This is a genomic window from Parapedobacter sp. (assembly GCF_035556095.1).
Lineage (GTDB): Bacteria > Bacteroidota > Bacteroidia > Sphingobacteriales > Sphingobacteriaceae > Parapedobacter.
Genome location: NZ_DATMFT010000021.1, coordinates 269654 through 282852 on the forward strand (window position 1 = coordinate 269654; position 13199 = coordinate 282852).

The window sequence follows — 13199 nt, forward strand, 5'->3', positions numbered from 1 at the left end:
GGCTAAGATATAACAAATCCCTGTTGTTTCAAATGTTTCCAGAAATCGGGATATGATTTTTCCACTACATCCGGTTCATTGATCTGCATGCCGTTGAATAGTAATGCCAGCGGGGCAAAAGCCATGGCCATGCGGTGGTCTTCATAGGTGTCAATAACCAAGTGCCCGGGCCGAAATAATCCCTCGGTACGGAGATGATATATCGATCCATCTTCCGTCAGTTGTATCCCGATTTTGCCGAGTTCGCACTGCAAAGCCGCTACCCGGTCGGTTTCCTTAATCTTGAGCGTATGTAAACCGGTAAACGAAAGGTCACGCCGTTGAGCAGCAGCACACACGATCACTGTTTGTGCAAGATCGGGGCACTCGGTAAAGTCCAGCAATTCCCCCCCTTGTATCGGGGTGTTGGATGAAGCTTTTTGGATACGTAGCCCGCCGTTTTCAAACGAGGAGACCACCCCGAAATGAGCCATGATGGTTGCTATTGCAGCATCGCCTTGGAGGCTATGCTTTTTTAGGTTGGGCAGGAACAGATCAGCTTTTTCAGCCAACGCCACCATCGCATACCAGTAAGACGCGGCGCTCCAATCCGGTTCGATGATTAATCGGCAAGGAGCCGCCACTTGGGGGGCGATGGATATGGTGTCACCGGTCCAACGGTGCGAGATACCCGCTTCGGCCAGCATATCCAACGTCATGGTGAGGTAGGGACGGGAGGTAAGCTCCCCGTCGATCTGCAATTCCAAGCCTTGGGGAAGCGCACTCGCAATGAGCAGCAATGCGGATAAGTACTGGCTACTAATATTGCCTTTTATCCGTACCGTCTGGGCCGCTTGGGTCAGTCCGCCTTGAATAGCAAGCGGTGGATAACCAGACTGCCCGGTATACGTGATGTCTGCGCCCAAAGCTTTCAGTGCCTCCACTAAAATGCCGATGGGCCGTTGTTTCATCCGTTCGCTTCCGGTGAGGTAGTACCGGCCTCCGGTAACGGCGAGGTAGGCCGTTAGAAATCGCATGGCTGTGCCGGCAGGTCCGATGTCGATAAGCGTTTGGGAATCCCGAGGTGCGGTTGCCACATGAGCGAGTGCTTGCTGAAGCGTTACGGTATCGGCAGCCTCGGAAAGATTTTCAATCGTGACATTACCTCTGCCAAGCGCTTCGATGATCAGTGCCCGGTTACTCTCGCTTTTAGAGCCCGTAAGTTGAACCGTACCACCGAGGGATTTAGCTGGGTGGGAAAGCGTGATTGCCCGACTTGCCATTACGCCTCCGCTGCAGGTGTGGTGTTCATGATTTCATTCTGCTTGCGAATGGATTCGTTGTGAATCAGCTCCAACAGCTTTACGGTAAAGTCTTTGTCCAGCTTAAGGGCTTGGGCAACATTGCTACGTTTGTGTATGATTTCGTCCCACCGGCTTACCTGGAGGATGGTCACGTTGTTGTCGCGCTTGTATTCACCGATTTTCTCGACGATTTTCATCCGGTCGCTCAGGATTTTGATGATTTGGTCGTCCAGCTTGTCGATGTCTTTTCGGAATCCAGCTAACTTGTCTTCGAATACGGGATCGTTGGATTCCGCATGCCTAGCTACGAGGTTGGTGATGAGTTCGGCAAGTGCTTGCGGGGTCACCTGTTGTTTCGCGTCGGTCCATGCAACAGACGGATCAATATGTGATTCGATGATGAGTCCCTGCATATCCATGTCCAATGCTTTTTGCGCAATGTAAGGGATGAGTTCGCGGTTGCCGCAAATGTGGCTGGGGTCGTTGATCACCGGAAGGTCGGGCACCATGGTCTTCAGCTGGATGGCCAGGTCCCACATCGGTTCGTTGCGGAATGCTGTTTTCTCGTAAGAAGAGAAGCCACGGTGGATAGCACCGAGCTTTTTGATGCCGGCACGGTTTACACGTTCGAGGGCGCCGAGCCACAAAGACAGGTCTGGATTGACCGGGTTTTTGATCAATACCGGTACATCTACCCCTTTCAACGCATCAGCGATTTCCTGTACGGTAAAAGGATTGGCTGTGGAGCGTGCACCGATCCAAAGGATATCCACACCAGCGGCGAGGGCCTCCTCCACGTGTTTGGCAGTCGCTACCTCTGTGGTAATAGGAAGGCCGGTTTCCTCCTTCGCTTTGCGAAGCCACTGAAGGCCAACGCTTCCGATGCCCTCAAACTCACCTGGACGAGTACGCGGTTTCCAAATGCCCGCACGGAGCACATTGACTTTGCCGGTGTTGGCAAGCAGGTGGGCGGTCGCCAGAACTTGCTCTTCGGTTTCAGCGCTACATGGCCCGGCGATGACCAATGGCAAGTCGCCGGTGTCGATCCACGATTTCAAGGGTACAATGTCTAATGTCTGTTTCATCGTTTTTCTGTTATTTGTTTTTTGTTTATTTGCTTTTCTTATTCATTATTTGCTTTCGTTCCTTGCTTGCAAATAGCAACGTGCGAATTGCAAATGGCAGTACTCAAACCTTGTCATTCTTTACGTATTCACCCATGATGTTGAAGTTATTCGTGTGTTTCAATACCCTACGTATGGCCGCTTCGTAATCTGCTTGGTTTTGCCATTCCACATCCACGTAAAAGTCGTATTCGTTGCGTTTACCCAATACGGGCATGGACTGTATCCTACTGAGGTTGATGTTTTGCTCCGCAAAGCATTGCAATACGTTGGAAAGCGACCCCACGCCATTGCCGGTCTGGAACGAAAGTGAGGCCTTATTCACGTTGGCTTTTTCAGCGGCGGTTTTAGCCAGGATTAGAAACCGGGTATAATTTTTCTTGTTTGTTTCGATGCGCCGTTCCAGAATATCTAAACCGTATAGCTTTGCCGAAAGTTGGTTGGCGATGGCAGCGGTGTCCTTGAGTTGTAATTCACTTACTTTTTTGGCACTACCAGCCGTATCCTCCCCCTCGGTGATTTTGAATTGTGGATTCTCTTCGAGGTAATCGCTGCATTGCTGCAAGGCAATGGGGTGTGATTCGACGAATTTGATATCCTGGATGGCCGTGCCGGGCGTGACCAATAAATGCAGTTTGATGTGCAAGTAGACTTCGCCGACAATGGGGAAGCGGTAGTCGCGGAGTAAGCCATGGTTGGGAAGTAGCCCACCGGCGATGGAATTTTCGATAGCCATTACTACATGGTCGACTTGTCCTTGCTTAAGTAACTCACAGGTCTTTTTAAACGACTCACATTCGACGGTTTCAATCTCCTCTCCGAAATATTTGTAAGCGGCTTCTTCATGGAAGCATCCCTTGATGCCTTGTATGGCTACTTTTATGCTCATCTTCTTTTATAATGGACAAAAAAAGTCCCGGCTTTCGTGCCGGGACTTTTTTACATTTATAGCTTGTTTCGTTATCAATGCATATCAATCCCGGCTTTTACTGCTAAAGTAAAAGAAACCAAAAAACCAGTATGCATTGTTCCGTGTTAACATTTCCTTTGTTTGACGTGCCAAATGTACGTTATTTTTCGGTATTGTCAAGATTAAAATTTAAAAAAAGAGAATTTACGGATATGGACGCAAAAAATGCAGCCCCGGGAGGGGCTGCAACCGGCTCAGCGCCGGCTTAACACACATTATTTATGATAGCGATAGTCATGTGTCATCGTTAGTGAGCGAGGTGTGACTCAACCGTGCCGAGCCGTTTCCGGGCAATCGGGATGTGGGAGCTCAATAAAATAACGCGCTGAAACCTAAATAAAAAAGTTCATGCGAATAATTGGTATTAATCGTTCAAACCGATGCACAATATTAAGCGATTGCTTGAAGCGTATCAATAGTCCGAAAGACCAAAAATACAGAAAGCCGGAATATAGGTTTTAGAATGCGGGATTGAGTACGCCTATAAGTGTGGCGAGCTGAGCGAGCGATGTGTTATCGCGTGCCAGCAGCCGATGGCGGGCATTTGTGAGTTGGTTTTTTACCGTGTGAACGCTTACGTGAAAATGGTCAGCAATTTGAGGTATAGAAAACCCCGATTTCCAAAGATTTATAAACTCAATTTCACGGGGAGACAAGATGTCTTTGGTGACGATTTGCTGGGTTTGTGAATGCCAATGGTGGATTTTTTCGCCGGCAGCAAATCGAATCCAATGTCCCGATTCAGGCATCATAAGTTCCTTGATATTGGAGACGCTGTCGAAACTCAACTTTACATTCCCAGAGCGGTCGTAGGTTAGTGGCGTTGCCCTGTACATCCCTCTCAGCCGTTGGCCTTTTAAGTTTAAGAAATAGGCGCCACAGGTCGTGGAGTGGAAGTCCTCCCGTTGTTTAGGCGTGAGGTTGGCTATGAAGGTTTTCCGCAAAGCCAAGTAAATCGCCACGGGGTTTCGGTCTTCAATTAATGAAAGGTAAGACGAATCCCATTTCGACGGTTGTTGGTCGGGTCCCAGCCCAACGAAATCAAAGAGGTTTTTGGTGTGGAAGATATACTGGTACTTTTCGAAATCGAAAAGGGAATAAACGCATTTATTGCGTATAGACATTTCCTCCAGTAACGCCATTTGCGCGCGCAGTGCGGGCGAGCAGTTTATTTCGCACCCCGGATACCATTCATCCTGCAGCTGGTTGGCCAAGTCGATAAGAACGGGAATATTGTCTAAACCGGCGTTGTGCATTGATGGAATTTTATCGTGAGTCAAATATATTATTTTTAGGTTAATATCGCCAAATTTAAATGACTGAAACATATAGGTGTACCTAGCACCCACAATGTACGAAGCGCGCAATGTTTTGTGGTAATGGGGTGGATGCTGCCAATTTTTCAAGGGCTGTTGAGCCGTTTCGAGACATAAGCATATACATGCTCATAAATGTGCATCATCTCTTTCTTCCCAAACATACTGAATCGAAGCATACCGGGAGGCTCAATAAACAGGTCACACTTTCGAGCGCTTTGCGCAACTGACCGCCCAATCGCGAGATGGGTTATCCGATCGAGTATCTTAGCCGGGGTGAATTTGTCAGGTGTGAGCTGATCCAGTGCATTCACATGTACGCCGATCAGGAATTTGCATTGCCCAAGTATCGGTTTAACGGGAAGGTTGTCGAGTATGCCACCGTCGTAGTAAACTGCCTTTTCGCGTTTTACGGCCGGAAACATCAATGGAATACTGGATGAGGCTAACAGCGCCTCATCCAATACACCCGAATGGATATATTCGGTCTCTCCTGATATAAAGTTTGTTGCGGACACATAGAGTGGCATTTTCAATGATTCGAACGTGTTTTGGGGAATGTGTTTTTGTATCAGTCGCGACAAAAACCGATTGTCTACGAAACCAGAGGTTCGTAAACGGAAACTTGTCGAGGGAAACAGGTTGTTTTCTTCTATAATGCGCAACATCGCATCCACGGTATATCCGGCCGCGTAATAGGCGCCGATAATAGCTCCCATACTGCATCCGGAGATGATCGATGGCCGGTAGCCATGCTCTTCGAGGGCCTTGATGGCCCCCAAGTGGCCAATGCCGCGTAGGCCGCCTCCCGAAAGCACAAGGCCTACTTTATGCGATCTTCCCCATAGTTTCTTGAAATTGAAAACCATTCAGCAACATTACGAATTTTAGCCAACACACACTGTGTAGATACTGTACATTTTCGCTAAGTTTGCTGTTATGTTCAGAAAACGTTATGCATTTATAGTTATACTCCTTAGTGGTTTTATCATCGCTTGCCAGTCGCCCGAGAAGCAGGATGGTGTTCCCGTTGTCGGTTTTGTCGAGGCCTTTGAAGACGCGACCATCGCGCAGGCACGCCAAGGTTTCATGGACGCCCTAGCCGACAGTGGGTATAGCGAAGCCGACGGTACAGTAGCCATCATCCATCGCAATGCACAGGGGGATGCGGCAACACTCAATCAGATTATTAGCTATTTCAATAGCAGGGCGGTAGATCTTATTGGCACCAGTACTACATTAGCCACCATCGCGGCGGTACAACGGAGCGAAGACATTCCCATATTCCAGACGGTTACCGCCATGCCCAGTATTTTGGGGTTGATAGCTGCGGATGGCGACGCCCCAGATAACCTCTTTGGTACCGGTGAGAATCTGGATTATATCGACACGTCGTTCACGCTCATCGCCCAGATGGTCAAGCCAAAGGGGGCGCAACTGACCGTTGGTATGATTTACAACCAATCCGAACCACAATCGCTGGAAGCATATGAGCAGATTGCTGCCCTCGCAGACAGTACGAATACATTATTGGTGGCACTGCCGCTCAATTCGTCCGCCGAGGCCCAATTGGTTGTGCGGTCGTTACTGAGCAAAAATATCGATGCTTTTTTCGCCAATCCGGATAATACCGTGTTTGCAGCATTTGAAACCATTTTAAAAAATTGCAACGACAGGGGGGTGCCCGTGTTTACCAGCGAGTCTGGGTTGGTGGCCCGGGGTGCGGTGGCGGCTTTCGGTGCCGATATTTACCATTGGGGCTATCAAAGCGGCACCCAAGCTGCAGGCTATCTTAGCAGTAGATCGACCGATAGCCTGCAGGTGGAGATGCTCCACGTGAGGAAGCGCGTCTATAACGCTGAAGCCGCGAAGCGGTTTGGCTTCGAATTCCCCGATACGTTCGAAGAAATCACCTCCAGTGACTAGCTGGACGAAACAGTACGCTGCTGCCTGCTTAACGCTGCCTTTACCTCCGGAGCGATTTTGGTGCCATAGATTTCGATGGATTTCATCAAGTCCTTATGAGATGGTGCGCCCACATCCATATGTGCCGCAAACCGCGTCAGCCCGAATAATTCCTGCATATATAAAATTTTATCCACCATCGCGTCGGGCTCCCCGATGAATAACGCCCCGTGTTTGGACTTTCCAAAATCGAATTGGGTACGTTGATAGGGCGGCCAGCCACGGGATCTGCCTACTCGATCCATCTGCGCGGCATATAGGGGGAAATACGAGCGGCTTAACGCATGGTCATCGTCGCCAAACAATGCATGTGAGTGGATTCCTACACGGAACTTGGAAAGATCATGGCCGTGCGCCACATACGTTTTCTTGTAAAGCTCGAAAAGCGGCTTGAATTGTTCGGGCGATCCACCGATGATAGCGATCATCAACGGTAAGCCCAGTTTGCCTGCACGGACGACCGATTGCGGCGTCCCACCCACGGCGATCCATATCGAAAGCTCATCGTTTACTGCCCTGGGAAATACCGCCTGGTTATCAAGCGAAGCTCTGAATTTTCCGTTCCACGTTACGCGTTCGTTGTTATTTATAGCAAGTAACAAATCCAACTTTTCGGTAAATAGCGCTTCGTAATCCTGCAAGTCATATCCGAAAAGGGGAAACGACTCGATGAAGCTGCCCCGCCCTGCCATCAGCTCCGCGCGCCCTCCCGATAGTAAATCAATCATAGCAAAATTCTGGTAGAGCTTCACGGGATCGGAAGAACTGATGACCGACACCGCGCTTCCCAGTTTGATGTGCTTGGTTACCGGTGCTGCCGCTGCTAAAATAATCTCGGGACTGGGTACCGCGTAATCGGGGCGATGGTGTTCGCCAATACCGAAATAATCGAGCCCTACCTCGTCCATGAGCTTGATTTCTTCGATAATTTCCTGAAGCCGTTGCTGCGTTGACTGAAATTTACCTGTCGCCAGATCTATCGGCAAGTCTCCGAACATACTGATACCTAATTCCATAATTATTCTCCGTTTATTTACAAAAGTAAGGAAGATGTTTGTTACGGGTCTTGTCCTAGGTTAAGAAATGTATATTGGACCGGTTTCAGGAAAAACACCAGCTTTTGTAAGCAACGTGAAATCAATCGTACCGATTAATCCGTAATTTTTTTATAGCTAGTTCGCTAATTGTCTTGATATTTTCAAAATTTGATGCAGATTTGTAGGGTGAGCACTAGTCCTTTTACCATTTTTTTGCTTTTTGCGATCGCTGTTTCTGCCTTTACATGTTGTAATACGGCCGAAGACCAGGTGTTGAGCCCCAAAGCATCCCTGAAAGCTATGGAGGTCGAAGACGGTTTCGAAGTGGAGTTAGTGGCTGCGGAACCGCTGGTGGTCGCACCTGTGGCGATGACGTTTGATGGAGCGGGCAGAATTTGGGTAGTGGAAATGGATGGCTATATGCCAGATACTTTGGGAAGGGGAGAAGAAGCGCCCGTAGGTCGAATCGTAATCTTGACCGATAAAGATGGCGATGGCCAAATGGACGAGCGCACCGTATTCCTGGATTCACTGGTCATGCCGCGGGCGATGTGTCTTGTGGATGGCGGGATACTCGTGGCCGAACCACCAAACTTGTGGTTTTACGAAATCCGGGATGGTAAGCCTGCCAGTCGTATATTGGTAGACAACACCTACGCAGAAGGTGGTAATGTGGAGCATCAGCCCAATGGCCTTTTACGTGGTTTGGACAACTGGATTTACAGTGCCAAATACGATTGGCGGTACCGGCGGCTCCCCAACGGGGAATGGCGGAAAGAAAAAACCCACTTCCGTGGGCAGTGGGGCATCAGCCAGGATGATTGGGGCAGGTTGTATTATAACGATAACTCAAGCAACCTCTCAGGCGATTTCTTCCCTCCCGGCCTTGGGTCAAGCAATCGCAACCAACATAAAGTTGCTGGGTATCGAGAAACCATGGTAGCCGACACCCGCGTGTACCCCTTGCGTCCCACTACTGGTGTAAACCGGGGATACATGGAGGGTATTCTGGATAGTACCGGCCGTTTACTGAATTTCACGGCGGCCTGCGGTCCGCTGGTTTACCGCGGTGGATTGCTGCCAGGCTCAAATGCCTTTGTAGCCGAACCCGCTGCCAATCTGATCAAACGGAACGTACTTGTGAGCAAAGGTTACCGTACAACGGGTGAGCAGGCTTATCGTGGGCGGGAATTTTTGGCGAGTAGCGATGAGCGATTCCGCCCCGTGAATCTTCATGACGGTCCCGATGGAGCACTCTACATCGTGGATATGTATCGCGGCATTATTCAGCACAGTACCTACCTCACACCTTACTTGAAAAATGAAATCGAAACGCGTGGATTGACACTTCCCCTTGGTATGGGGAGGATTTATCGTGTACTACCCAAAGCGGCCGAGACGGATTGGACAACGATGCCGCAACGTACGGATTCGCTGCTTGTTCTTCTAGGTCATACCAATGGGTGGGTGCGCGACAAAGCCCAACAGGCGTTGGTCGACAGGCGCGCTATTGACGCTGTGGGTGAATTGCGTGAAATATTGCGCAGTGGGGAAAATAATTTTCAGGTTGTCCATGCGCTGTGGACACTTGAAGGGTTGGCACAATTGACCCTGGCAGACATCCAAACCGTATTGGAGCGTCCGCAATGGCAACTGCGTGCACAAGCCATTGCGGCGACGGCAGCATTGGCTTCGACAGTTCCTCCCCAAGATAAGGTAGACTTGATAACTGCCTATGTTTCTGGTCGGGATACACTTTTGATGCCCCAAGCCATTTTAGCAACGGCAACGCTTGGTGATTTGGAGGGGTCGGCGAGTGAGCAATGGACTATAGAACACCCGAATAACGAATACCTGGTTGATGCGTTCATCAGCGGACTTGGTGGCCGGGAGGAATCGTTTTTAACGAAAATATCCAAGCAGTTGCCTGACACAACCACTTTGCTGTACAGGCGTATCTCGACCGTTGTAAACGGATTAAAAGGCGAAGCGACAACAAGCAGTCAACGGATATTGGCTAAACGGTACCCGCAAGGCGTAGCACTTTTTCAGAATACTTGTCAACCCTGTCATGGCGAGGACGGACGGGGCGTTTCGCCGATTGCGCCGCCATTGGCGGGTTCCCAATGGGTTACAGGCGATAAGCAGCGTCTCTTGGCCCTTGTTTTGTATGGACTTACCGGATCTGTCGATGTGGCAGGACATACTTATGAGCCCCCCGAGGTAAGCGGTGAGATGCCAGGCATCGCCCATAACACGACCATTGACGATGCCGAACTTGCCCAATTATTGAGCTATATCCGGAATGCGTGGGGGAATGCGGTGGGCGATGAGGTGCTTCCGGAGGATTTGGGCGCTATCCGGACAACCTTCGGTAAACGCACAGAGCCGTTTACACAGGACGAATTGTATCGTTTATTTGGAAAAGATTAGCTGTTTTTATCATGAGGTCTACGTTAGCCGAAATTAAGGAGCACCGACTTGTGGCGATTGTTAGGGGGCTTCAACCCCAGGATGTATTGCCCGTGGCGGAAGCACTCTATGCAGGAGGAATCCGTATTTTAGAGGTTACGATGAACTCCGTTGAACCGTTGACGGCCATTCAGACGGTAAGTAATGCTTTGGGTAATCAGATGGTCATCGGAGCCGGAACGGTACTCGATGCGGCCATGGCGGAAGCGGCCGTATCTGCGGGTGCCCGGTTCGTGCTTTCGCCTGTCGTTGTCGTCGATCTTATTAAGGTAATTAAAGCATTGGGTGCCGTTGCCATACCGGGGGCCTATACGCCGACTGAAATCTTTATCGCATACCAAAATGGTGCGGACATCGTAAAGGTGTTCCCGGCAACGTCACCGGCATACATCAAAGATATCGCTGGTCCGCTGCCGCAAATACCATTGTTGCCCACGGGCGGTATCACGCCCGAAAATGTCAGGGATTATAAACAAGCTGGTGCCATGGGATTCGGCGTAGGCAGCGCACTGGTGGATACGAAACAGCCTGTAACGCCACACTATCTGGAACAGATTACTGAAAAGGCCCGACGATTCGTTGCGGCGCTAGCCGACTAACGCTTGTTGATTTTATAGATTCGGCATTCGGCTATTCCAAAAATTTCGTTAAATTTGACTGAGAAACCAAGCATAGGTCGATGATGCAGCGCTTTTTTTCAGCAAAATGGGTTATTGGGGCAGTGATTATCATCGCTGCGGTGGCGCTCTCCGGTTATTTTTACACGGCAAGGAAGAGCAGTGGCGGCGGGGGGGCAGCTCGGTTGCCGGTGGTGGTGGATTATAATTTCCACATTCGGCCCATCCTTTCGGACAACTGCTTTGCTTGTCACGGGCCGGATAAAAACGCACGGGAAGCCGACCTACGGCTCGATACGGAAGAAGGGGCCTATAAAGCGTTGGTGGAAACGGCAGGTATGCATGCCATTGTGCCGGGGCATCCTGATCGGAGCGAGGCCTATCGGCGCATTACCAGTACGGATGAAATGGACCGGATGCCCCCGGTATCTTCCAACTTGACATTGACCGACTACGAGGTCATGCTTATCGAACGGTGGATTGCGCAGGGGGCAGTATATAAACCCCATTGGGCGTTTATCCCGCCCGAGAAGACAGCCATACCTGATGTTGATGACGGGCGTTGGCCAACCAATGAAATCGATCAATTCGTTTTGGCTCGCATGGAAGAAAAAGGGTTTGTCCCCAATCCCCAAGCTGAAAAACATCATCTGTTAAGACGGGTAAGTTTCGACCTTACCGGACTACCACCCACAGCGGAACAAATCCAGCGGTTCCTCGCCGATAGCTCGGCAAAAGCCTACGAAATATTGGTTGATGAGCTTTTGGAGATGCCTGGTTATGGCGAGCGTATGGCGATGCATTGGCTCGATGTGGCGCGGTACGCGGATTCATATGGTTACCAGGATGACGACGTGCGTACGCAATGGCCATGGCGCGATTGGGTAATTCATGCATTCAACGAGAACATGCCTTATGACCGGTTCGTGACGTGGCAACTTGCCGGTGATATGATGCCGGAGGCGACGAAGGAACAAATCCTTGCATCTGCATTCAATAGAAACCATAAAATTACTGAAGAGGGCGGCGTTATCGAAGAAGAGTATCGTGTGGCATATGCTATCGATAAAACCAATACCTTCAGCAAGGGCATTTTGGGGATTACCATGGAGTGTGCCCAATGCCATGACCATAAGTACGACCCGTTTTCGCAAAAGAATTATTTTCAGATGTACGCATTTTTCAATAATTCGCTGGAAAAAGGCCTTGAAGGGTTGGTTGGTTCAGGCCCATCGAAAACACCGCGGCTGACGATCACGCAGCAAGATGTGGATGATATTCTGCAATTCATCAACAAAGGAGACGATACCTCGGCGGTATCGGTGTCAGTGATGGGCGAACGTGATGAGGTGCGGCCAACCTATATCTTGGACCGGGGGCTCTATGATTCACCTACGGAACGGGTATATCCGGCTACGCCTGAGGCTATCCTGCCGTTTGATAGCACACAGTATACACCCAGTAGACTTGGACTGGCCGAATGGGCGTTCAGTAAAGAAAATCCGCTAACCGCGCGGGTTTTCGTAAATCAAATGTGGGCCATGGTCTTTGGTCGTGGCTTAGTTGCCACGGTTGCCGACTTTGGCAATCAGGGCGAATTACCCAGTCACCCCGAATTACTGGATTGGCTGGCAGCCGATTTCCGCGATAACGGCTGGGATGTGAAGCGTTTAATGAAACAATTGGTGATGAGCACCACCTACCGCCAATCGTCGCAGGTTACTGAAAAGCACCTCAATGAGGACCCAGAAAATATATATCTAGCACGCTCAAAACGCCTGCGCCTACCCGCGGAGTTTATACGCGATCTCGCATTAGCCAGCAGCGGCTTGCTGAATGAGGAAATCGGAGGTCCTAGCATAAAGCCCTACCAGCCGGATGGTATTTGGGAGGTAACCAGTTCGGGACGAGGGGCCCTGGCTAATTATGTGCAAAACCATGGCGACGCCTTGTACCGCCGAGGCATGTATGTATTTATTAAATTGACTGTGCCACCACCCAACATGCTTATTTTCGACGCCAGCAACCGGGATATGTGTGAAGTAACTCGCCAACGTACCAATACGCCGCTTCAGGCATTGGTGATGTTGAACGACCCGGTTATTCTCGAAGCATCACGTGTGCTTTCTGGCACCATGTTGAAAGCGATGCCCGACGCAAAGCCGGTCACCTATATCGAACAAGCATTCCGTCGGATATTAGGCCGAGACCCAAGTGCGAAGGAAAAAGCCTTGATGGAAGCCTATTATGCGGGTGAGTTGGAGCGGTATAAAGCGGCCCCCGATGCGGCAAAGGCATTTTTGGCAGTGGGTGAGGCCCCTCAGGAATCTAGCGTGCCGATGGTGGAGCACGCCGCGTTAATGGCGGCTGTGCATGCGTTATATAACTTGGAAGAGGCGATTACCCGATCGTGAT

At 50.1% G+C, this 13199-nt stretch carries 10 protein-coding genes; 4 read left to right on the forward strand and 6 right to left on the reverse strand.

Annotated features, from left to right (window positions below; all coding sequences use genetic code 11):
* Positions 1–2: 2 nt before the first annotated feature.
* From aroA to VNQ80_RS11660, 5 genes are all read right to left on the reverse strand, one after another.
* Positions 3–1262, reverse strand: coding sequence for a 3-phosphoshikimate 1-carboxyvinyltransferase (aroA, locus tag VNQ80_RS11640; RefSeq protein WP_325638715.1), 1260 nt, complete (start codon positions 1260–1262; stop codon positions 3–5).
* A complete protein-coding gene (locus VNQ80_RS11645; RefSeq protein WP_325638717.1) occupies positions 1262–2368 on the reverse strand; it encodes a chorismate mutase in 1107 nt (368 codons plus the stop codon). Before VNQ80_RS11645 ends, aroA begins: the two co-directional genes overlap by 1 nt.
* 103 nt (positions 2369–2471) lie before the next feature.
* Entirely contained in the window at positions 2472–3296 is an 825-nt protein-coding gene (locus VNQ80_RS11650; RefSeq protein ID WP_325638719.1) for a prephenate dehydratase, read from the reverse strand.
* Positions 3297–3835: 539 nt separating this feature from the next.
* Entirely contained in the window at positions 3836–4657 is an 822-nt protein-coding gene (locus tag VNQ80_RS11655; RefSeq protein WP_325638721.1) for a response regulator transcription factor, read from the reverse strand.
* A gap of 122 nt (positions 4658–4779) precedes the next feature.
* Positions 4780–5562 (reverse strand): patatin-like phospholipase family protein, encoded by a 783-nt coding sequence (locus VNQ80_RS11660; protein ID WP_325638723.1) that lies wholly within the window; start codon positions 5560–5562, stop codon positions 4780–4782.
* A gap of 70 nt (positions 5563–5632) precedes the next feature.
* Here VNQ80_RS11660 and VNQ80_RS11665 point away from each other — a divergent pair, with 70 nt between their 5' ends.
* Positions 5633–6619 (forward strand): ABC transporter substrate-binding protein, encoded by a 987-nt coding sequence (locus tag VNQ80_RS11665; protein WP_325638725.1) that lies wholly within the window; start codon positions 5633–5635, stop codon positions 6617–6619.
* Here VNQ80_RS11665 and VNQ80_RS11670 read toward each other — a convergent pair.
* Positions 6616–7674 carry an LLM class flavin-dependent oxidoreductase gene (locus VNQ80_RS11670; protein WP_325638727.1) on the reverse strand — a complete coding sequence of 353 codons (1059 nt, stop codon included), beginning with the start codon at positions 7672–7674 and terminating at the stop codon, positions 6616–6618. The two genes, VNQ80_RS11665 and VNQ80_RS11670, sit on opposite strands and share 4 nt — an antisense overlap.
* Before the next feature lie 192 nt (positions 7675–7866).
* On the opposite strand from VNQ80_RS11670, the gene VNQ80_RS11675 reads away from it, so the two are divergent.
* The 3 genes from VNQ80_RS11675 (at position 7867) to VNQ80_RS11685 (ending at position 13198) form a co-directional block, all read left to right on the forward strand.
* Positions 7867–10128, forward strand: a complete 2262-nt coding sequence (locus VNQ80_RS11675; protein WP_422662210.1) for a DUF7133 domain-containing protein — start codon at positions 7867–7869, stop codon at positions 10126–10128.
* Positions 10129–10139: 11 nt separating this feature from the next.
* Positions 10140–10766, forward strand: coding sequence for a bifunctional 4-hydroxy-2-oxoglutarate aldolase/2-dehydro-3-deoxy-phosphogluconate aldolase (locus tag VNQ80_RS11680; protein WP_325638731.1), 627 nt, complete (start codon positions 10140–10142; stop codon positions 10764–10766).
* Positions 10767–10846: 80 nt separating this feature from the next.
* Complete coding sequence (locus tag VNQ80_RS11685; RefSeq protein ID WP_325638733.1) at positions 10847–13198, forward strand: PSD1 and planctomycete cytochrome C domain-containing protein; 2352 nt, start codon at positions 10847–10849, stop codon at positions 13196–13198.
* The last annotated feature ends 1 nt before the right edge of the window (position 13199 follow it).